Here is a 21056-nt window from a genome sequence, read left to right as displayed (position 1 = left end):
TCCTCACATCATCGCCTTGAGCGAGTCGGCCAGCGGGATGGCGGCCCGCCAGCCGAGGGCGCGCTCGACGCGGCGGGTGCCGGCCCGGCTCCACTCGACCGCCCTGGATCTGGAGTGTTCGGGGGCGCTTTCACGTACCTCGCCGGTGAATCCGATCTGGGCCGCCAGCAGGGCGACGGCCTCGCGGACCGGGACGGCGCGCCCGCTGCCCACGTTGAGGACCCGCTCGGACAACTCCGGGACGAACGCGGCGCGTACGACCGCGGCGGCCACGTCGCGCACGTCCACGAAGTCGCGGTACGCGCCCAGCGGCCCCAGGTCGATGTGCCCGGCGGCGGTCCTCAGCAGGTCCCTGGCCCGGCCGAGGACACTGTCGGCGGGCACGCCGGGACCGGCCAGGTTGAAGATCCGCAGCGAGACGCCGTCCACGGGTGACCGCTCGACCAGGAGCGTGCCGGCCAGGTGGCTGACGCCGTACGGGCCGGTGGGGCGGGCCCGGTCGCTCTCGTGCTGGGATCGGCCGGGTTCGCCGGGGCCGTACTCGGCGGCCGAGCCCAGGCGGACGTACCTGGCCCCCGGCGCCGCCGCGGCGATCGCCTCCAGCAGGACGGCGGTGGCCAGCGCGTTGCCGCGCAGCAGCTCGTCCTGGCCGCCCGACATCCGGCCCGCGCAGTTGAGCACGACCGCCGGCCGGACCGTCCGCAGCAGGCCGGCCACGTCGCCGGGCGCCGCCACGAGCAGGTCGAGCTCGGCCCTGCCGGGGCAGAGCAGCCGCGACACCCGCGGGTCGCCGGACAGCAGCAGCCTGACCTGACGGCCGAGGGTGCCCGTCGAGCCGAACAGCAGGACGGTGCTCATCGCACCCGTTCCGGCGTGGAGGGCAGCAGCAGCGCCCGGTACTCCTCGAAGCGGGCGTTGGCCTCGTCGTAGTCGTCGGGCCGCCCGATGTCCAGCCAGTAGCCGTCGAACTCGTAGATGCCCGGCGGGGTGTCCCTGGCCAGCAGGTCGAGCACCAGCTCGTCGAACCCGAACGGCATGCCCTCCGGATAGTGCGCGATCGTCTCCCGGGACAGGGCGTAGACGCCCATGCTGACGTGGTAGCTGAGCAGGGGCTTCTCCTTGAAGCCGACGATCCGGCCGCCCTTGGCCTCCAGCACGCCGAAGTCGATCTTGACCACGCGCGGCGAGGTGGCCACCGTCAGCGGGAGACCGGAGCCGACGTGCGCGGTCAGCAGGTCCGCGTAGTTGATCGTGGTGAGGACGTCGCCGTTCATCACCAGGAAGTGCTCGGGCAGCCGGTCCCTGATCGGGAACAGCGGCCCGATCGTGGACAGCGGCACCACCTCCTCGGTGTAGTCCACCTCCAGGCCCCACCGGGAGCCGTCGCCCACGAAGGCGCGGATGAGCGGGCTCAGGTGCCCGACCGCGAGCGTGGCGCGCTTGAAGCCCTGGCTGGTGAGCTGCTGCAGGATGATGTCGAGGATCGCGTACTCCTCCCCGATGGGCACCAGGGGCTTGGGCAGCGCGGAGGTGTACGGGCGCAGGCGGACCCCCTTGCCACCCGCGAGAATGACGACATGCATGGATACCCTCCCGATCGATGATCAGCGGTACTGCTTGACGTCCCTGAGGCTGCGGCTCATCAGGGCGAGCAGGACGAAGAAGAACAGCAGCGCGGCGCCCAGGAAGAGCAGGACGTCGGCCAGGGCCGAGTCGTCGGGCAGCAGGAGCCGCCCGAGCGGGTGCACGGCCAGCGCGGCCCCCTGGGCCAGGCACAGAAGCACCACCTTGGCCTGGTTGGCGAGCAGGAAGGCCAGGAAGTACGCCCCGCCGACGGTCACGTGGGCCGCGGCCATGGCCAGGCTGGCCTCCGACAGGGTGCGGGTGACGTACAGGAAGGCCATGGGCAGGGCGGCCAGCGCGGACAGCGTCGCGAGGCAGATCAGCACGCCCTTGGCGAGCAGCCACCGGCTGCGCCGGGTGAAGTCGGCCGGGTAGCAGACCTCCCTGATGGCCGCCCTGGTCTCGTCCTCGAACGTGTGCGCCCGGTACTCCAGGACGCCCATGCCCAGCACGAGCCCGGCGCCCGCCACGGCGATGTCGGTCCTGTCCAGCACATACCTGGCCTCGGCCTGGAGCAGGAAGACCGCGGTCAGCGTGGCGTAGAGGAGCGAGGGGAACACGGCGCGCAGGTCCGGGCGGACGAGCGTGCGCAGCGGCGGCTCGGCGTCCGTGCCCTGATCGAGGGTGAGCAGCAGGGCCGCGCCCACGGTGCCGGCGATGCAGACGACGCCGATGCAGACCGCCAGCAGGCCCACCCAGCTCTCGCCGATGGCGATGTAGGCGATCCCGGCCACCACGGCGGGCATCATCATGGCGCCGAGCCAGGTCTCGCGCCGGTAGAACAGCAGAATCCCGGAGGCGATCTGGAAGGCCATCTGCATGACGCAGAGGGCGACGAGCGCGACGGGGCCGCTCCGGACTATGGCGATCACGCTCGCCATCACCATGGCGGCCAGCACGCCGAGCACGAGCCCGGTGCGCAGCGCGCGGCCCGCCGTGCGCGGGAAGCCGCGCCCGGCCAGCGAGTACGCCGTCTGCGCCGCCACGCTTCCGAGCACCCAGCCGATCCCGGTGGTCAGGACCAGGCCGGGCATCAGCCACTGCGTGCCCACGAGGCCGGAGGCGGCCGGCAGGAGGGCGGCGGGCAGGCCGTACAGGAGGCCGTGCAGCATCTGCGCGAGCGGCCTGGCCCGCCGCAGGACCGTTCCGGACGGCGGGCGCGGGGTCGTCATCGTGGAGATGTGCGAGTAGGCGGCCTCGGCGAGCGAGAAGACGTCGTCGTGGCCGTACTTCTCGCGGGCGATCTTGTCGTTGAGCCCTTGGGACTCCAGGATGGCGGCGACCTGGAGGGGTTCGACGGCGCGGAAGATCCCCGACCCCAGGGGCCGGATGAGGTCGTCGATGGAGCGGGGTGTGAGCGGCTCGCCGTCGGAGGCCAGGGCGGTCATGAAGGAGCCTCCACCAGCTCCGCGTAGACCGCGCGGTAGTCGTCGAGGGACTGCCGGAGCGTGAAGCGTTCCAGGACGCGTTCGCGCGAGAGCGCGCTGAGCCGGCGGCGCAGGCCGGCGTCGCGCAGCAGGCGCACCGCGGCGTCGGCGGCGGCCACGTGGTCGCGCGGCGGCACCACCAGCCCGGCCTCCCCCACCGCCTCGGCCACGCCGCCGACGTTCGTGCACACCACCGGCCTGCCGCAGGCCATGGCCTCCACCACCGTGTAGGGGAAGCCCTCGGAGATGCTGGTCAGGGCGACGGCGTGGCCCGCGTGGTAGGCGTGGACGGGCGTCGAGACGCGGCCCTCGAACGTGGCCGAGTCCCGCAGGCCCAGGTCGCCGATGAGGTCGAGGCAGCTCTGGTGGTAGGTCTCGTTGCCGGACGGGACACCGCCGAACATGCGCAGCCGCGCGTCGGGGATCTTGTCGCGGACGATCGCGAACGCCCTGATCAGCGTGTGCAGGTCCTTCAGCGGGTCCACCCGGCCCATGAAGACGAGCGTCGGCTGGGCGGGCTCGGACTCGGCGCGGGGGAAGTCGTCGGGGTCCACGCCGTTGTACATGATCCGGATGCGGTCCGGGTCGGCGCCGTTGCGGACCTGCCAGCGCCGGTTGTACGACGAGTGCGGCGCGATCCGGTCGGCCGCGACGTAGGCGGCCGCGGCCAGCCGCCTGAAGAAGCTGAGCAGCAGCACCCGTACGGCGTGCGAGACCGGCTCGTCCACGTACTGCAGGTAGCGCTCCCTGAGGTAGACGCCGTGTTCCGACAGCACCATCGGGGTGCCGTACTGCCATTTGGCGGTCATCGCCAGCAGGCTGCTCAGGCCGTTCATCGTGACGTGCACCAGGTCGGCGCGCGGCGGGGGCTCGGCCAGGGGGCGCAGCATGTGGCCCATCAGCTCGCCGGCGTTGATCGCGTCGGCCAGGGTGAGGCCGTCGGTCCTGTTCCAGTACCAGGCGTCCATGAGCTGGGTGAGGGAGTCGTTGGCGGTGAGCGCGCCGACGAGGTCGCCGCCGTCGTGCGCGAACCGGTACAGCGACTCCAGCACCGACAGGAACTCCTCGCTGCCCTCCCCCATGACGGCCGGCGTGAGCACCATCTCCAGGAAGCGGCCGTAGATCTCGCCGAAGGCGGGCCCCGGCGCCCGCGAGGAGCGCCGGTGACCCTTCTTCCACAGCGGGACGGAGACGACGCGCGCCAGGTTGTCCGGCAGCTCCCATACGGGACGCTCCGCGCCGTCCACGGTCAGCGCGACGACCTCCCACCGGTTGTCCGGCATGCCCCTGATGAGCTGGTCGATCCACACGCTCACGCCGCCCATCGCGAAGGGGTAGGTGCCCTCCGACACGAAGGTCACCTTCACGGCCGCACGCTCGCGGCCACCGTGACCGGCGTGCCGGCCGTGAGCGTCAGCCGGGCGATGAAGTCGGTGCCGTACGCGGTCGCGCCCGCGGCGGCGGCGTTGGTCGCGAAGACGGAGGCGCCGGCCGTGGCCTCGAAGGTGATCGTGCCCGCGGCCCGGTCGTAGACGGCGCTCACGTCGCCGAGCCCGGCGAAGTGGCCGGTCCGGCTCTCGACGTACTGCGCGAGCGCGCCCCAGTCGGGGGTGAGCAGCGGCACGTCGTAGTAGCCGTTGTACTTGGCCATGACGGCGTTCAGCCAGTCGAAGACCAGGTTCTTGTTGCCTCCGTAGTTGCGCAGGTTGCCCTGGTGGAACGTGTGCGTGTAGACCGACCCCGACATGACGTGCTGCATCGCCACGTTGCTCTCGTGCTCCAGGACCTGGGGATAGGTCTGGTCGACCGGCCAGTACGGGAACTTCCCGGCCGGCCCGTAGTACGAGTTGTAGAACAGCGTCTCCTCGGCCGGCGTCGTCGTGTGATAGGCGATGTTGGTCGGCCAGTCGGGCACGATCATGAGGGCCGGCTCCAGCGGGTGGTGGATGCCGCAGTTGAAGCAGGACGGCTGGTGGCTGCCGAACGACATGTTGCCGTGCAGGTATTTGACGCCCAGGTCCTTGGCGGCCTGCAGCAGGCCGGGGTTGGAGGCGGCCAGCCCGTAGTCGGTGGGAGGGTCGATGTCGTTGGCGGGGTCGGGGTGGTAGACGCCCAGGCCCGAGTACTCGCCGGTCTTGAGCACGGTCGGGTCCACGCTCAGGCCGAGCGCCGTGGCCCTGGTGAGGTTGTCCTGGATCTCGGCGTAGCTGGTGGCGTAGTCGGTGAAGTTCATCTTCGGGTGCGTGAACGTGTGGTTGATCCAGGTGAAGGAGGTGGCGCGGCAGCGCGAGTAGGCGGTGAGCGGGTCGGGGCCGAAGCGCGTGCAGGACGACGCGGCGGCCGGGTTCGCGCCCTCGCCGTTGTAGGCCACGTTCAGCTTGAACCCGGCGGCCAGCGGGTTGAACAGGCGGAAGCTGTTCTGCTGGTTGTAGGTGCTCAGGGCGTCGCCGCGCGTCATCCGGTAGCCGGGGTCCGTTTCGAGGTGGCCGTCCGCGTACAGGTGGTCGGTGTGGTTGAACCAGTCGTCCACGTCGGCGTTGAGGTAGTGGCGGCTCTCGCCCAGGAACAGGCCCCTGGTCGCCCACCTGAACAGGCCGTAGGTCAGCAGGTCGGCCTGCGGCAGGTACTGGTTGGAGGTGAAGGTCAGGGCCATCCGCTCGCGGCCGTCCGTGGACGTGCTGCGCACGCCGAGCACGTCGGTCCCGCTGGTCATGAGCGCGTCGGCGGAGCAGCCGGCGGCGACGGTGGAGCGGTAGACGTACGAGAGCGAGATGGGGACGTTGACGCCGGTCCTGAGGTAGTCGAAGACGTCCGCGCCCGTCGTGGTCAGCTCGGTGGCGATGGGGGTGTCGCCGACGCCGCCCTCGGTGCCCGCCCGCAGGCAGTAGTCCTCGGGCCAGGTGCCGTACGCCGTGTAGAGCGAGACCTGCCGCACCGCGTAGTCACGCTCGTACGTCCATAGAACGTTCCACTCGGTTCCGTCGAGCCCGCTCACGTAGCCGGAGCCGTCGAAGTAGAGCAGCGAGTTGTTGGTCAGCAGGATCGCGTTGTACCTGCCGGTGCCGTCGGCCTGGATCAGGTCGGCCGCGGTGAGTGCCTGGGTCCTGCTGTAGAGGATGTCGTAGGGGGCGCCCACCCGGTTCAGGACGGATCTCCACGTCGCCACGCCCCAGTCGTCGGGGGCCACGGCGACGATGAGCGCGCGCAGAGCGACCCGGTCGTTCACCGCTGCGGCGGAGGCGGCGAAAGAGGACGCGCGCTTGATCGGAACGGTGCCTTTCCTCTTGGGCAGGGGTCCCAACTTGTCCACTTTTGGACGTTCCACTGGAGCACGCGGAGGAGTGGCGTGACCGTGCGAATCTCTGGGCCCGGATACGGCGGCATCGGACGTGGCAGTGAGGAGACCGAAAATCAGCATGACCGTGCTGAACAGCGCGATCGTCCACGTGGAGCGGTTGATAGATGTCTGACGTAAATGCCGAAAAGAACCCACCATATCCCCCCATTCGGCGCTTATCCCCCGAATGCCCGTAAGGCCGACATGGGCATCATCGACCAGCCTTGAGTGTGCGGATGACCCGTTTCACTTGCGTTTCAGGATGATTTCCGGTGGGCCGTTTGGGTTGGCGATCTGTTGTCTTATCCTCGATCGACGGACCAAAGTCGGACACTGCGCAGTGGGGGGAGACCCATGCAGTTCGGCATTCTGGGCGCGCTGGAAGTAACGGATGGGGAGCACCACTTACCCCTGCGCTCGATCAAGCAACGCAGCCTTCTGGCCATGCTGCTGTGCCATCACGGGACGGTGGCGCACAGTGACATCCTCATCGACGCCCTCTGGGGCGCCGAGGCCGGCGAGACCGGCAGCCAACGCCTTCGCCTGCAGCTCCACCGCCTCAGACGCATGCTCGGCACGAGTGCGGTGATCGAGCACCAGTCGACCGGCTACCAGCTCCGCGTGCCGCCCGACTCGGTGGACGCGTGGCGGTTCGAGCGGCTCGTCCGGGAGGGCCGTCAGGCGCTGGAGTCGAGGAGCCTCGCCAGGGGGAGCGACCTGCTACGTGCCGCGCTGGACATGTGGCGAGGGCCGGCTCTGTCCGGGCTGGACGACATCTCCTTCCTGCACCACCAGGCCACCCGGCTGGACGAGCAGCGGCTGGCGGCGCTCGCCGACCGGATCGACGCGGACCTGCGATTACACCGGCACGCCGAGCTCGTCGGGGAGTTGTCCTCGCTGGTACGCGAGCATCCGTTACGGGAGAGGTTCCGGGGGCAGCTCATGCTGGCCCTGTATCGCGGGGGGCGGCAGGCGGAGGCGCTGGAGGTCTACCGCGACGGGCGGCACATCCTGGCCCAGGACCTGGGGCTCGAACCGTCGCTGGAGCTGCGGCGATTACAGGTGGCGATCCTGACCAGCGACTCCTCGCTGTCCGACGGCCGGTCCCCCGGACGGGCCGTCCACCGCCGCGGCGAACTCCGCCACGGCCGCGGCTGCCCCCACTGCTCCAGACGCCTACGCTGACCCACCTGGATTGGAGCGCGGCGGGTGGACGGGGGCGGGACAGGCGGGCATCACCGGCCCCAAAGGGACCCGCACCGAAGTACGGCGGGGTGGTGGGTTTGGGGGTGTTCGGGGTTGGATGGCCCCCGTGGACTGGGATGGCAGGCGGGTCTTGGTGACCGGGGCCTCGGGGTTCATCGGCGGGGCGCTGGTCAGGCGGCTGGCCGAGCTGGACGCGCAGGTGCACGGGGCGAGCCGGGGCGTGGTGGCCGCCTCCTCGGCGGGCGGTGTCGTCGGGCGCCGGGTCGATCTGCGTGACGCGGTCGCCGTCGACGAGGTGTTCGCGGCCGTCCGCCCCGAGGTGGTGTTCCACCTGGCCGGTGAGGTGAACGGGGCCAGGGACGTCGCCGTCGTGCGCCCGACCATGGAGGGGAACCTGTCGGCCACGGTGAACGTGCTGACGGCCGCGGTCGCGTACGGGAGCCGGGTGGTGCTGGCCGGGTCGAGCGAGGAGCCGCGCCCGGGGAACGGGCACACGCCGGCGCCGTCGCCGTACGCGATGGCGAAGACGGCGGCGGCCGGGTACGCCGGGCTGTACCGGCGGCTGTGGGGGCTGAGTCACACGATCGTCCGCCCGACCATGGTGTACGGCCCGGGCCAGCGGGACACCGCGAAGATCGTCCCGTACGTGACGCTGGCCCTGCTGCGCGGCGAGCGGCCCCGGCTGACCAGCGGCGCCAAGCTGGTGGACTGGGTCTACGTCGACGACGTGGTGGAGGCGTTCGTCCTGGCCGGGCTGAGCGAGCGTGCGGCGGGGCAGGAGTTCGACGTCGGCACGGGCACGCGGGTCTCCGTGCGCGAGGCGGTCGAGCTGCTCTACCGGATCGCGGGCGACGACTCCGCCCCGCCCTTCGGCGCGGTCGCGGACCGGCCGCTGGACGTGCCGCAGACGGCCGACCTCGGGCCCGCGCTGGAACTCGTCGGCTGGCGACCCCGCGTGGGGCTGGAGGAGGGATTACGCCGCACCTTCTTGTGGTACAAAGCCCTGCTTTGACGGCACTTGTAACGGTCCGAGGGAAACGCCGGATACACAAGAGCTGAGCCGGACTGGGGAGAACGGTTATGACGCTGACGGGGAAGATCATCAACCTCACCGTTCACGGCATCGGCGACACGGATCGGCCCCTGGACCCCGGCGAGGACACCACGTGGGTGAGCGTTCCCCAGTTCGAGCGCGTACTCGACGCGGTCGTGGGCCGGAAGGATGTGCGCATCACGTTCGACGACGGCAACGCCTCCGATGTGGAGATCGCCCTGCCCCGGCTGCTTGAGCGTGGGCTGCGCGCCGAGTTCTTCCTGCTGGCGGGGCTGATCGGCGAGCGCGGCAGGGTGAGCGCCGACGGGGTCACCGAGCTGACCAGGTCCGGGATGCGGATCGGGTCGCACGGCTGGGGGCACCGGGACTGGCGGCGGCTCTCCTCGGGGCAGGTGCGCGAGGAGATCTCCGACGCGCACCGGTTGATCGGGGAGTTGTGCGGCCATCCCGTGACGAGGGTGGCCATCCCGTTCGGCTCCTATGACCGGCACGTGCTCGGGCGGCTGCGCATGGCGGGCGTGACGTGCGCGTACACCAGTGACGGCGGGCGGGCGAGCCCGGGATCATGGCTGCAGGCGCGCAACAGCCTGCGGCACGACCTGGACGATCGGTGGATCGGCCAGGTGCTCGACGACCGGGCGCCACTGGCGCACCGGGCCAGGAAGGCCGCGGCGCGGCTGTACAAGCGGGCCCGGGGCTGACCCGGGATGCGCGTCGCGGTGGTGATCGTCACCTACAACAGTGCCGACGTGCTGGAGGGCTGCCTGGCCAGCCTCGCCGAGGGCGCGCGCGGGGTCGAGCTGGCCGCGGTCGTCGTGGCCGACAACGCCTCGGCCGACGACTGCCTGACCGTCGCCAAGCGGGCCGCGGACCTGCCGGTGATCACGGTCCAGCTCGGCCGGAACGCCGGGTACGCGGCCGCGATCAACGCCGGCGTCGACGCCCTCGACCTCGACGACCTGGACGCCGTCTACGTCATCAACCCGGACTGCCGACTACGCCCAGGCTCGATCGCGCCGCTGGCCGAGTCGCTGCGGGAGCCGGGGCGGGGCATCGCGGTGCCGTACATGGTCAACCCCGACGGGTCGCTGCAGCCGTCGCTGCGCAGGATGCCCACGGTCGGCCGGGCGGTGGTGGAGGCCGTCATCGGCGGCGCGCTGGCCGGGCGGCTGGGCAGGCTCGGCGAGCTGGTGACCGACCCCCGCGAGTACGAGCGGCCCGGGGCGTTCGCGTGGGCGACGGGGGCGGCGATGCTGATGTCCGTGCCGGCCCTGCGTGAGCTCGGGCCGTGGGACGAGTCCTTCTTCCTCTACAGCGAGGAGACCGAGTTCTGCCTGCGGGCCGCCGACCGGGGCTGGCTGACCTGGTACGAGCCCGCGTCGGTGATCGAGCACATCGGCGGCGACTCGGGCGTCGACCCGCGCCTGGCCGCGCTGCTGATCGTCAACAAGGTGCGCCTGTTCCGCAGGCGAAGGGGTCGGGTGGCCGGCACCGCGTATTTCCTGGCCGTGCTGACCGGAGAGGGCGCGCGGGCGCTGGCCGGACGGAAGATCTCCAAGGCCTCGTTCGCCGCGCTGCTGCGGCCCTCGCGGGTGCTCCCGTGAAGGCGTTCGACGAGCTCACGACAGAGGACCTGGACGCCTGGCACACGCTGCGCGCGGCCAACCCGGCGCTGGACAGCCCGTACTTCCATCCCGGGTTCGCGGCGGCGGTGCACGAGTTCCAGCCCGTGCGCGTGGCCGTCTCCAGGGACCCGGACGGGAAGGTCGTCTCCCTGCTGGCCTGCCACCGGGACGGCGCGCTGCTGCGGCCCGTGGGCTGGCCGGGGGCGGACTTCCAGGGGCCGGTGCGCGCGCCTGGGACCGCGTTCCGGCCGCTCGACCTGCTCGGGCGCGGGATCCGGGGGCTGGCATTCGACCATCTCCTGGAGGCGGAGGGGTTCGAGCCGTGGATCGTCTCGCGCCGGCCCTCCCCGTACGTGGACGTCACCGGCGGCCTCGACGGCTACCTGGGGCGCGCCACGCGTACGGGCAAGGACAACCTGGGCCAGGCCCGGCGCCGTACGGCCAAGGCCGAGCGCACCCTCGGCCCCATCCGCTTCGCCGCGGACACCGTCGACGGCCTCGAACACGTCATCCGGCTCAAACGCGCCCAGTACGCCGCCACCGGCGCCAAGGACTACTTCGCCGAGCCCGGCCGCGCCGAGTTGCTCACCAAGCTCCTGCACACCCGCGGCCCCGACTTCGCCGGCGTGCTGTCCACGCTCCACGCGGGCCCGCACCTGCTGGCCGCCCACTTCGGCATGCGCGCGGGCGGCGTGCTGCACTGGTGGTTCCCCGTCTACGACCCGGCCCACGCCGCGCTCGCGCCGGGCTGGATCCTGCTGCGCGAGCTGATGGCCGCCGCCCCGGCGCTCGGCGTCCACCGCATCGACCTGGGGCGCGGCGACGACGAGTACAAGCGCCGGGCCAAGACCGGCGAGAGCGTCGTCTGCCAGGGGCTCGTCACCCGTAACCCGGCGCGGCTGGCCGCGCGCCGGGCTCGCGACTCGCTCGCCGCCACGGCGAGACGCTCGACGTTCCTGCGCGACCTGGCACGGAAGATCAGAAACCTGTAACGCTCCAACCTGCTGATACACACCAAATAGGGCGAGCCGGGCATTGCACGCCGAATGCCCTGCTCCTTACGTGACGGGGGAGGGCCCGGATCGTGAGAATCAGCGTCTTCGGACTTGGTTACGTCGGTTGCGTCTCTGCCGCCTGCCTGGCCTCGACAGGCCATGAAGTCGTGGGCGTGGACGTCAGCCAGACCAAGGTGGATCTCATCGCCTCGGGCCGCGCGCCCGTCGTCGAGGAGCGCATCGGCGAGCTGACCGAGCAGGTGGTGGCGGCGGGCACGCTGCGGGCCACCGTCGACGCCGCCGAGGCGGTGCGGGCCACGGACATGTCGCTGGTCTGCGTCGGCACCCCGTCGGCGGCGAACGGCAGCCTGTCCACGCTCTACCTGGAACGGGTGGCCGAGGAGATCGGCCGGACGCTGCGCCCGGGGCACGTCGTGGTGTTCAGGAGCACGATGCTGCCGGGCACCTGCGAAGGGCTGCTGATCCCGATCCTGGAGGCCGCGTCGGGGCTGCGGGCCGGGCGGGACTTCGGGGTGGCGGTGAACCCGGAGTTCCTGCGCGAGGGCACCAGCGTCCGGGACTTCTTCGGGCCGCCGAAGACCGTGATAGGCGAGAGCGATCGCGCCACCGGCGAGCGGGTGGCGCAGTTGTACGAGGGCCTGCCGGGCGAGGTGTTCCACGTCCCGATCGCCGTCGCCGAGATGACGAAATATGCGGACAACGCCTTCCATGGGCTGAAGATCAGCTTCGCGAACGAGCTGGGCGCCGTCTGCCAGGCGCTCGGGCTCGACTCCCACCAGGTCATGGACGTGTTCATGGCCGACCGCAAGCTCAACATCAGCCCCGCCTACCTGCGGCCGGGGTTCGCCTTCGGCGGCTCGTGCCTGCCCAAGGACCTGCGCGGCCTGGTCTACGCCGCCAGGCGGGCCGATGTGTCCGTACCGCTGCTGTCCCACGTCCTGCCCTCCAACGAGGCGCACCTGCAGCGGGCGTTCGAGCTGGTCGTGGCCGCCGACAGCCGCAAGGTCGGGCTGTTCGGGCTGTCGTTCAAGCCCGGCACCGACGACCTGCGCGAGAGCCCGCTGGTCGAGCTGGCCGAGCGGCTCCTGGGCAAGGGCTACGACCTGCGCATCTACGACGAGAACGTGACCCTGTCACGGCTCATGGGCGCCAACCGGCACTACATCGAGCAGCGGCTGCCGCACCTGGGCGACCTGCTGACCACCTCGATCGACGACGTGCTCGCGCACGCGGACGTGTGCGTGATCGGCTCCCGTGAGCCGGCCGTGCTGGCCGCCGTCGAACGCGCGGGCTCGCGCACGATCATCGACCTCGTCCGCCTCCCCGACGCCGCGGCGCGCCGGGCCACCCCTGGATACGTGGGCCTTGCCTGGTAAACGAGCACTGATCCTGGTCGAGAACCTCTCCGTGCCGATGGACCGGCGGGTCTGGCAGGAGAGCGTCACGCTGCGCGACGCGGGCTGGGAGGTGCACGTCATCTGCCCGCAGGGGGCCAGGCAGGACACCGAACGCGAGGCGGTGATCGACGGCATCGCGATCCACCGTTACCCGCTCAGGGCCGCCACCGGCGGGCCGCTCGGCTTCCTCAAGGAGTACGGCTCCGCGCTCTGGCACACGTTCCGGCTGGCCACGAAGGTCGGGCCGGTCCACGTGGTGCACGGGTGCAACCCGCCCGACCTGTTCTTCCTGGTGGCCCGGTGGCTGGCCTTCCGGTGGCGGACGCGGTTCGTGTTCGACCAGCACGACCTGGTGCCCGAGCTGTACCTGTCGCGGTTCGGGCGGGGCGAAGACCTGCTGTACCGGGCGGTGTGCCGGATGGAGCGGCTGACGTACCGGGCCGCGCACGTGGTGATCGCGACCAACGAGAGCTACCGGCAGGTCGCGCTGACCAGGGGCGGCAAACGGCCCGAGGACGTCTTCGTGGTACGCAGCGCGCCCGCGGTCGAGCGCTTCCACCGGGTGCCGCCGGACGAGCCGGTCAAGCGCGGCAAGCCGTACCTGCTGTGCTACCTGGGCGTCATGGGCCCACAGGACGGGGTGGACTACGCGCTGCGCTCGCTGGCCCGGCTGCCGAGGGACGACTGGCACGCGGTGTTCGTCGGCGGCGGGGACACCTTCGACGCGATGGTGGCGCTGTCGCGGGAGCTCGGGCTGGCGGACCGGGTCGAGTTCACCGGGCGCATCCCGGACGAGGACCTCATGCGCTACCTGTCCACGGCCGACGTCTGCCTGTCGCCCGACCCGCTCAACCCCCTCAACGACGTCTCCACGATGAACAAGGTCATGGAGTACATGGCCATGGCCAAGCCGATCGTCTCCTTCGAGCTGCGCGAGGCGCGGGTGTCGGCGGGCGAGGCGGCCGTGTACGCCCCGGCCAACGACGTGGACGAGTTCGCCAAGCTCATCTCGTACCTGCTGGACCATCCGGAGGAGCGGCGCAGGATGGGCGAGATCGGCCAGGCGCGCGTCGGCGGGCCACTGTCCTGGGACGAGTCACGCAAGGCCCTCATGGCCGCCTACTCGAAAGTGATCGCATGAGTGCATACAAGTGGCTGCGGCGCAACGTCGGCCAGCTCCTGTACGAGCGGCGGTACGGCGTACGCACGGCCGAACGCGTGGACCTGGCCGACATCGGCCTCGACGGCGAGGACCGCGTCTACTACGCCGCGGTGAACTGGCAGGCGCTGCGCAAGGCGCTGCCCAAGAGCGAGGTCGGCGAGCGGGACGTGTTCGTGGACTTCGGTTCCGGCATGGGCCGGGCGATCGTGCAGGCGTCCCAGTACCCGTTCGGGCGGGTGATCGGCGTCGAGCTGTCGGAGGAGCTCACCGGCATCGCCAGGGAGAACGTCAGGAACATGCGGGTGCGGCGGCGCTGCGGCGAGATCGAGCTGATCGCCTCCGACGTGCTCGACTACGCCATCCCCGACGACGTGACCGTGGCGTTCTTCAACAACCCGTTCCGGGGCAAGATCTTCAGCGAGGTCATCGACCGGCTGATCGCGTCCGTGGACCGCGTGCCGCGCCCGGTACGCGTGATCTACGGGAACCCGCTGGAGGAGCCCTACCTGCTGAGCACCGGCCGCTTCCGCCACCTGCGCACGATCGACCTCAAGCCGGACCCGCTCGGCCCGCCGTTCGGGACGATCAGGACCTACGACCTGCTGCCGAAGTGATCACTGACGGGTCGTGCCCCACCGCGCCCGGCCGGGGCGGCGGAACGCGGTCAGCGCCCGGTCGAGCACCAGCACGGCCAGATAGCAGAGCGCGTCCAGCGGGCTCACCCGGCGGGCGCGTACCAGGGCGACCAGGTCGGCGAGCCGCAGGCCGGTGGCGGTCACCGGGCGGCCGAGGCCGGCGAGCTGGCGGTTGCCGAGGCGGACCCGGATCCTGCGCCGCAGGTAGGCGGCCACGGTCGGCGCCGGTCGTACGAGCGAGGTGGCCTCGGGGACCGGCACCCGCTCCGCGCCGGAGAAGCTCGCGTGCACCCAGCCGTCGTCCGACAGGACGTCGGGCACCGGAAAGGCCCTGGCGTGCCCCTCCTCGCCGAGCACGTAGACACCCGCCCCGGCCAGCACCCGTGTGGGCCCGACCATCAGGTGGTGCACCCGGTGCACCCTTCGCGCCGCCCAGCCGGCTCCGCCCAGGTCCAGGACGGGCACGGGCGCGCACGCCAGCACTCCCGGCCGTGCCAGCGCGGCCACCAGCGCCCGTGCCGAGCCTGCGCTCAGCTCGACGTCGGCATCCAGGTAGATCCGGGGGAACGTGCGGCAGGCCGCGTCGCCCAGCCGCAGCGCGTGCGCCTTGCCGCCGACCGGCGTCTCGATCACCCGCACGCCCGCCGCGCGGGCCACCGCCGCGGTCCCGTCCGCGCAGGCGTTGGCGACCACCACGACGTCGAGCTCGCCCGGCGCCGCCGCTCCGAGCAGCGCCGCCAGCCCGGCCCCGATGACCGTTTCCTCGTTGTGCGCGGGGATGACGACGCTCGCGATGGGCTCCACCGGCCGGTCCCTTCGACAAGGAGACTTCCATGAGAGTTGAGCGGACCCCGCTCTCCGGGGTGCTGCTGTTCGTGCCGACGCCGCACCGCGACGAGCGCGGCCTGTTCACCCGGACGTTCGACGCGGGGGTGGCCGCCGAGCACGGGCTCGACCCGGCCGCGTTCGCGCAGGACAGCCAGTCGCGCTCGCGCAGGGGCACGGTGCGGGGCATGCACGGCAGGTCCGGGCGCGGCGAGGCCAAGCTCGTACGGTGTGCGCGCGGCGCCGTGCACGACGTGCTCGTGGACATCCGCCCCGGCTCGCCCACCTTCGGGCGGCAGCACGCGATCCGCCTCGACGACCAGGACTTCGTCACCCTGTACGTCCCCGCCGGATTCCTGCACGGCTTCCAGGCCCTGACGGACGAGGCCGACACCTGTTACCGCATCGACAGGGAGCACGATCCGGCCGAGGATCTGTCGGTGCGCTACGACGACCCCGGGCTCACGATCGACTGGCCGCTCCCGGTGACCTCGATCAGCGCGCGGGACCTCGAGGCGGGCACGTGGGCCCGGCTCGTGGACCGTCTCACGTAGGAGAGAGCCAGCCATGCGCAGTCTCATCGCCGGCGCCGCGGTCCTGCTGGCGCTGTCGGGTTGCACCTCGGGCGGCACCGTGGCCGCGCCCCGGGTGACCACGACCGTCACCGCCACGGTCACGGTCACCGCCGCCCCCTCCGCAGCGGAGACGCCGTCCGCGCTGCCGCAGCCGTCGCGCGCGGCCGTGCCTGCGGCGACGTTCGCGGCCAAGCCCGTGGTCGCCCCCGACGGCCGCCGGTGTCCTGACCACCCGACGCCGGCCTGCACCGGGCTGCCGCCGGGCACGAAGCTGACCACGCTGGCGCCCAACGACGGCCCCGCCCACAAGGTCGAGACCCAGGGCGCGGTGCTCGACGGCGTACACGTGACCGGTGACCTGCTGATCGCCGCGGACGACGTGAAGATCGTCAACAGCCGGATCGACGGCGCCATCATGGCCCAGTTCGACGACCGGCACTACATCTACAGCATCTCCGACAGCACGGTGGGCCCGGAGAAGGGCTGCCTGACCGTGCCGGCGATCGGCGCGGCCAACTACACGGCCGAGCGGGTGCAGGTCCGGGGGCACGCCGACGCCTTCCGCGACTCGGGCGACAGCATCGTCATCAAGGACTCCTACGCCCGGCTCTGCTCCGACGGCGACAAGAACTACTCCGACGGCATCCAGTCCTTCCACGGCGGGCGGGGCCTGCTGTTCGACCACAACACGCTCGACATGCGCGACGTGCAGGCGTACAACGCGCCGATCTTCTTCAACGACCGTGAGGACGACGGCACCAGGGACGTCACCATCACCAACAACCTGGTGATGGGCGGCAACTTCACGATCCAGCTCCACAACATCCAGGGCTACCTGATCGTCAAGAACAACCTCGTGGTCGACGGCACCTGGGAGTTCGCCCCCATCTCCGGCGACTGCCGCAAGTCCATCCAGTTCGAGGACAACTTCATCGTCAGGATCGATGACGATTACCGGGTCACCTCCATCGCGCGCCCGCTCACCTGCAACGGCAAGTGAGCGGCGCGCCGCTCCTCCTTGGCCATCCGCAGCAGCGCCCCGGTGCTCCCGACCAGCAGGAACATCAGGCCGCTGGTGATCGCGAACGACAGCAGGTCGAACGTGGCCGCGCCGAGCGCCGGGGCCACCAGGCAGGCCGCCAGCGTCAGGCCCAGGCTCCTGGCGCCGGGGTCCGCGCTGAGATGGCGAGCCCGCAGGCCGCAGACGAACCCGCACACGAACAGGCCCAGCAGCACCGCGACGCCGATGATCCCCATGTCGATGGCCGTCTGGATGTACTGGTTGTCCAGGGTCTGGTATTTCGGGGTGTACCAGGTGCCCATGGCCCGGCCCAGCCACAGGTGCTTGGCGATCTCGTCGGCGGCGATCCCGTAGTCGTGGGTGCGGTAGCCGATGCTGTCGTCGTTGAAGAAGTTCAGGAACAGGCCGAAGATCGTGCCGAGCAGCCCGGGGGTGATCACCTTGATCGCGGCCAGGAAGCCGGCCAGCACCCCGATCGCCTGGAAGCGCCGCCGGACCGGCCAGCCCAGCAGCAGTACGATCCCGACCCCGGCCAGGCCGAGGATGGCCGACCGCGACACCGAGAACATCAGCCCCATGCCGATCGCGCCCGTGCACACCCACCAGCGCAGGGCGGGCCTGGCCAGCTCCTTGGCGCGGAAGCTGTAGTGCACGGCCAGCGGCAGGATCATCGCGGAGATCACGCCGAACTCGATGGGATGCGCGGCGGTGGCCGCCACCCTGCGCAGGGCGGCCCGGTCGAAGATGAACTTGTCCTCGATGACGTACCGCAGCCCGGGCACCTGCATGTACCTGGTCAGGTCGAAGTTGAACAGGAACTGCCCCGCGCCCACCACCGCCATGAGAGCGCCCGCCACCACGATGGTCTTGAGCACGAAGTCCAGGCGGTCCATCGACCTGACGCCGTCGCACACGGCCAGCCCGACGCCCACGTTGGCCAGCACCAGCACGAGCGCGTGGTCGGCCATGTTCAGCTCGTCGGCGGGCAGGTAGCCGTAGGTGCTGTAGCCGTAGGCGGCCGCCGCCGAGACGAAGTAGAGCGCCATCGCCGTCCTGGCCGGGTTGCGGCCCTTGGCCGCGCCCAGCGTCCTGGTGAGCTGCGCGCACAGCCACATCAGCCCGGCGATGAGCGCGATGGCGTTGGCCAGCGACAACGCCAGCGGCAGGCCGCGGATGATCATGCGGGCGGGGATCAGCATCAGCGTGACCACGAACACGCTGAGCACCGTGGCCGCGTCGGCCCTGCGCGGTGTCCCGAGCAGCGCCGGTGCCGCCGTCATGCCTGCTTCTCCCCCGTCAGGTGACCGTTGACGTGCGTGCCGGCGGCGGCCAGCAGCCGCTCGTCCACCCGCACGGCCGCCTCCTGGGCGGACACCGGCCCCTCGCGGCGGCGGCGCCGCGCCTGCGCGACGCTGTCGAAGGCGTAGGTGAAGAACAGGCTCGCCATGCCGCCGAGCGCCAGCGCCACCACGGCGGAGCGCAGCTTGCGGCCGGTCTGCGGCTCGGGCGGCGTCGGCGCGACCAGCTCGGTCATCGTGATGTACGTGACCGGCGGCGCGTTCACGTACTGCTGGCTCCTGAACAGCTCGGTCCTGGCCCTGGCCATCACCGTGCGCACGATGTCCTGGGCGACCTGCGGCGTGAGCGACTGCCCCTCGACGAACAGGAACGGTCCCGAGGCCAGCGCCTCGGCGTTCGGGTTGCCGTTGTGCACCTTGAAGGCCGTGTCGCCGTTCGGGACGATGCCCAGCTCCCTGGCCGTGTCGCCGGTGCTGAGCGTGGTGGTCAGGATGGAGGCGGCCACCGTCAGCCCGCGGTCGAAGTTGAGCAGGGGGTTCACGGGGGCGTTCGTCGTGCCGGGGTAGACGGGCAGGCTGGCGCCGGTTCTGGGGGTGGTGAGCACGAAAGCGCCGTAGGAGGTGTAGAGCGTGGGCACCGTCGAGTACACCGCCGCGGCCACCCCCAGGGCCAGGACGAACACCGGTATGGAGACGTACCAGCGGCGGACGACGACCAGCACCGTGAGCCAGAAGTCCATGCGACCTTCCCCCTACATCCGGGTATCGTCCCGACGGCCGAGCGATGTTACGTATGCCTGTGATGCGGCGATATGCCTGGGTGGGCCGACCGCGCCCGCAGAGTGGGGGCAGCCTTCGTGACCGCGCTTGCCGTTGTGACGCCGAGCTTCCGGCCCGATGCTGATCTCTTCGCCCACCTGCACGCGTCGGTGCTCGAACACACGACGGACGAGACCGTGCACCACGTGATCGTCCCGCCGGCCGACAAGGAGCTGTTCTCCCGGCACGCCGGTCCGCGCTGCCGGATCTGGACCGCTCCCGAGCTGCTGCCGCGCCGCTACGTTCCCGTGCCGAGGGCCAACATGTGGGTGAACGCGCTGCGCCCCTGGCCGCCGGTCCGCGGCTGGGTGCTCCAGCAGGCGCTCAAGCTGGCGGCCACCGCCAGGATCGAAGCGGACGCGGTGCTGATCGCCGACTCCGACGTCGTGCTGGTCAGGCCGGTGAAGGTGGCGGAGTTCCGTACGGACGGGCGGCTCCGCCTCTACCGGAACGAGGGGGCCGTGCACGCGGGCATGGCCCGGCACGTGCGCTGGCACCAGGTGGCCAGGGAGCTGCTCGGCCTGCCCGCCGCACCGGCGCCGCCGCTGCACGACTACGTGAACTCGCTGGCCTTCTGGGACCCCGCCGTCGTGCGCGCCCTGGAGCGCAGGATCACCGAGACGACCGGGCGGCACTGGCTGGACGCGTTCAACGCCCGCCTGCACATCTCCGAGTTCATCCTGTACGGCGTCTTCGTCGACGAGCCGCACGGCGACCCACCGGCGGGCGACACCTCGATCTGCCACACCTACTGGGAGACGACCCCGCTGGACGAGGAGTCCGCCCTGGCGTTCGCCGACCGCCTCGACCCCCGGGCCATCGGCATGATGATCTCCGCCAAGTCCGGCACCCCGCTGCCGGTGCGGCAGGCGGCCATCCGGCGGTGCGCCGAGAACGCCGGCTGACCTCATGACTTGCCCGGTGAGGGGACTTCGACCTTGGGAAACGTCTGGGTGTCGGTCACATCCTCATCGACGGCCTGCCTGAACGACTGGGTGCCGGTGGCGTCCTCGTCGCGTTCCTCCTCCTGAGGAGCCTCCGCGTCGTCGGCCTGAGCCACCGGCTCGGGTTCGGGCTCAGGGGCGGGTTCGGGTTCGGGTTCGGGCTCTGGTTCGGGTTCGAGCTCTGGTTCGGGGTCGGGGTCTTCGTCGGTGACGGCCTCGGCGGGGGGCGCGGGCCGTGGCAGGAGGAGCTCCGGCCGCCTGCGCGTCCAGACGTAGGCGACGCCCAGCCCCGCCCCCACGGTGAGCGCCAGCGCCAGCCCCGACGTCTGGATCTTGGCGCTGTTGTCCGCCTCCGGCGTCGAGGGCGGCGTGACGTTGACCATGGTGATGTACAGGGTCTCCGGCGCCATGAGCTGGCGCTGCTTGCCGAGCAGCTCCTCCTGCAGCCGTCGCTGCGCCCGCAGGACCAGGTCGCGGGCGCCCTGGGCGGTCGGGCTCTCCGCGGTGATCGCCAGGAACGGTCCACCGGTGCCCAGCAGCGCGGGTTTGCCGCTCCCGTCGTCGATCGTCAGCTTGCCGGGGCCGTCCTTGGGCGCGCCCAGTTCGGCCAGCACCTCAGGCGTTCCCGTGGCCATGATCAGTGCCGCCGCCGTCGTACGTAAACCGCCGTTGTCCATCAGCAGGGGATTCGTTCTGCCCCCGGTGGCCGGCTGGCCGGCGACGGGTTGCGGATTGCCCGGCCCGGTGAGCAGCAAAACCACGTCGGCCGTGTAATTCGCCGGCACCACGATGAAGCCGGCGACCCCCGCCACCACCGCCAGCACAAAGATCGGCGGACCGATGAACTTGTGCCGCGCCAGGCTCACGATGGCTTTCCAGAACTCCAAGCTTCTCCGCCCCCCGGGCATTTTCCGAGCCGGTCGCCAATGAAAAACTACATTCCGCCCGACCTGGTGTACAGGGTGTAGGCCGTGCCTGCCCACAACTGTTCATCCGAAAAAGTCACTTACCCGTTACGCCCGATGGAGCCCCAGGTCACGATCCCGATCGGGACCTGCCGGAGAACACGCTCCGTACATGCTCCGGGCACCT

20 protein-coding genes are annotated in these 21056 nt (G+C 71.1%); 11 read left to right on the top strand and 9 right to left on the bottom strand.

The features are described 5' to 3' along the window. Nucleotides 1-3: 3 nt before the first annotated feature. Genes AB0I15_RS18355 through AB0I15_RS18335 form a run of 5 tightly spaced genes read right to left on the bottom strand, consistent with a single transcriptional unit; the run spans nucleotide 4 to nucleotide 6360 of the window. Complete coding sequence (locus AB0I15_RS18355) at nucleotides 4-858, bottom strand: NAD-dependent epimerase/dehydratase family protein (RefSeq protein ID WP_358096311.1); 855 nt, start codon at nucleotides 856-858, stop codon at nucleotides 4-6. Continuing rightward, nucleotides 855-1583: a sugar phosphate nucleotidyltransferase gene (locus AB0I15_RS18350; RefSeq protein ID WP_358096308.1), complete on the bottom strand. Its 729-nt coding sequence runs from the start codon at nucleotides 1581-1583 to the stop codon at nucleotides 855-857. The genes AB0I15_RS18355 and AB0I15_RS18350 overlap by 4 nt, the downstream gene beginning before the upstream one ends. 21 nt (nucleotides 1584-1604) lie before the next feature. After that, on the bottom strand, nucleotides 1605-3011 hold the full coding sequence (locus AB0I15_RS18345) for a hypothetical protein (RefSeq protein ID WP_358096306.1): 1407 nt from the start codon (nucleotides 3009-3011) through the stop codon (nucleotides 1605-1607). After that, nucleotides 3008-4417, bottom strand: a complete 1410-nt coding sequence (pelF, locus tag AB0I15_RS18340) for a GT4 family glycosyltransferase PelF (RefSeq protein ID WP_358096303.1) — start codon at nucleotides 4415-4417, stop codon at nucleotides 3008-3010. Before pelF ends, AB0I15_RS18345 begins: the two co-directional genes overlap by 4 nt. Continuing rightward, nucleotides 4414-6360, bottom strand: a complete 1947-nt coding sequence (locus AB0I15_RS18335; protein ID WP_358096301.1) for a hypothetical protein — start codon at nucleotides 6358-6360, stop codon at nucleotides 4414-4416. The genes pelF and AB0I15_RS18335 overlap by 4 nt, the downstream gene beginning before the upstream one ends. Nucleotides 6361-6741: 381 nt before the next feature. On the opposite strand from AB0I15_RS18335, the gene AB0I15_RS18330 reads away from it, so the two are divergent. From AB0I15_RS18330 to AB0I15_RS18295, 8 genes are all read left to right on the top strand, one after another. After that, the gene (locus AB0I15_RS18330; protein ID WP_358096298.1) at nucleotides 6742-7572 is read left to right on the top strand and encodes an AfsR/SARP family transcriptional regulator; all 831 of its coding nucleotides are present in this window, start codon (nucleotides 6742-6744) and stop codon (nucleotides 7570-7572) included. 154 nt (nucleotides 7573-7726) lie between these two features. Further along, nucleotides 7727-8605 (top strand): NAD-dependent epimerase/dehydratase family protein, encoded by an 879-nt coding sequence (locus tag AB0I15_RS18325; protein WP_358096295.1) that lies wholly within the window; start codon nucleotides 7727-7729, stop codon nucleotides 8603-8605. A gap of 68 nt (nucleotides 8606-8673) precedes the next feature. Beyond that, nucleotides 8674-9348, top strand: a complete 675-nt coding sequence (locus AB0I15_RS18320) for a polysaccharide deacetylase family protein (protein ID WP_358096292.1) — start codon at nucleotides 8674-8676, stop codon at nucleotides 9346-9348. Between the two features lie 6 nt (nucleotides 9349-9354). After that, nucleotides 9355-10251, top strand: coding sequence for a glycosyltransferase family 2 protein (locus tag AB0I15_RS18315; RefSeq protein ID WP_358096289.1), 897 nt, complete (start codon nucleotides 9355-9357; stop codon nucleotides 10249-10251). Beyond that, nucleotides 10248-11264 (top strand): GNAT family N-acetyltransferase, encoded by a 1017-nt coding sequence (locus tag AB0I15_RS18310; RefSeq protein WP_358096287.1) that lies wholly within the window; start codon nucleotides 10248-10250, stop codon nucleotides 11262-11264. Before AB0I15_RS18315 ends, AB0I15_RS18310 begins: the two co-directional genes overlap by 4 nt. 92 nt (nucleotides 11265-11356) lie before the next feature. Further along, nucleotides 11357-12664: a nucleotide sugar dehydrogenase gene (locus AB0I15_RS18305; RefSeq protein WP_358096284.1), complete on the top strand. Its 1308-nt coding sequence runs from the start codon at nucleotides 11357-11359 to the stop codon at nucleotides 12662-12664. Beyond that, a complete protein-coding gene (locus AB0I15_RS18300) occupies nucleotides 12654-13826 on the top strand; it encodes a glycosyltransferase family 4 protein (protein ID WP_358096281.1) in 1173 nt (390 codons plus the stop codon). The genes AB0I15_RS18305 and AB0I15_RS18300 overlap by 11 nt, the downstream gene beginning before the upstream one ends. Then, on the top strand, nucleotides 13823-14461 hold the full coding sequence (locus AB0I15_RS18295) for a class I SAM-dependent methyltransferase (RefSeq protein WP_358096278.1): 639 nt from the start codon (nucleotides 13823-13825) through the stop codon (nucleotides 14459-14461). The genes AB0I15_RS18300 and AB0I15_RS18295 overlap by 4 nt, the downstream gene beginning before the upstream one ends. Here AB0I15_RS18295 and AB0I15_RS18290 read toward each other — a convergent pair whose 3' ends face one another. Beyond that, the gene (locus tag AB0I15_RS18290) at nucleotides 14462-15286 is read right to left on the bottom strand and encodes a glycosyltransferase (protein ID WP_358096276.1); all 825 of its coding nucleotides are present in this window, start codon (nucleotides 15284-15286) and stop codon (nucleotides 14462-14464) included. 29 nt (nucleotides 15287-15315) lie between these two features. On the opposite strand from AB0I15_RS18290, the gene rfbC reads away from it, so the two are divergent. After that, nucleotides 15316-15861: a dTDP-4-dehydrorhamnose 3,5-epimerase gene (gene rfbC / locus AB0I15_RS18285; protein WP_358096273.1), complete on the top strand. Its 546-nt coding sequence runs from the start codon at nucleotides 15316-15318 to the stop codon at nucleotides 15859-15861. A gap of 13 nt (nucleotides 15862-15874) precedes the next feature. Beyond that, on the top strand, nucleotides 15875-16882 hold the full coding sequence (locus AB0I15_RS18280) for a hypothetical protein (RefSeq protein ID WP_358096271.1): 1008 nt from the start codon (nucleotides 15875-15877) through the stop codon (nucleotides 16880-16882). Here the strand turns inward: AB0I15_RS18280 and AB0I15_RS18275 are convergent. Together AB0I15_RS18275 and AB0I15_RS18270 are read right to left on the bottom strand one after the other, a co-directional pair. Then, nucleotides 16834-18183 (bottom strand): O-antigen ligase family protein, encoded by a 1350-nt coding sequence (locus tag AB0I15_RS18275; RefSeq protein WP_358096268.1) that lies wholly within the window; start codon nucleotides 18181-18183, stop codon nucleotides 16834-16836. The two genes, AB0I15_RS18280 and AB0I15_RS18275, sit on opposite strands and share 49 nt — an antisense overlap. Further along, nucleotides 18180-18941: a hypothetical protein gene (locus tag AB0I15_RS18270; protein ID WP_358096265.1), complete on the bottom strand. Its 762-nt coding sequence runs from the start codon at nucleotides 18939-18941 to the stop codon at nucleotides 18180-18182. Before AB0I15_RS18270 ends, AB0I15_RS18275 begins: the two co-directional genes overlap by 4 nt. A 117-nt stretch (nucleotides 18942-19058) precedes the next feature. Here AB0I15_RS18270 and AB0I15_RS18265 point away from each other — a divergent pair, with 117 nt between their 5' ends. Further along, nucleotides 19059-19925 (top strand): DUF6492 family protein, encoded by an 867-nt coding sequence (locus AB0I15_RS18265; RefSeq protein WP_358096262.1) that lies wholly within the window; start codon nucleotides 19059-19061, stop codon nucleotides 19923-19925. A 2-nt stretch (nucleotides 19926-19927) separates the two neighbouring features. Here the strand turns inward: AB0I15_RS18265 and AB0I15_RS18260 are convergent, their stop codons facing one another. Next, nucleotides 19928-20851: a hypothetical protein gene (locus tag AB0I15_RS18260; RefSeq protein WP_358096259.1), complete on the bottom strand. Its 924-nt coding sequence runs from the start codon at nucleotides 20849-20851 to the stop codon at nucleotides 19928-19930. Between the last annotated feature and the right edge of the window lie 205 nt (nucleotides 20852-21056).

Origin of the sequence: Nonomuraea sp. NPDC050643 (genome assembly GCF_040654715.1) — a bacterium.
Taxonomy (GTDB): Bacteria; Actinomycetota; Actinomycetes; order Streptosporangiales; family Streptosporangiaceae; genus Nonomuraea.
This window is presented reverse-complemented; position numbering and strand designations above follow the sequence as displayed.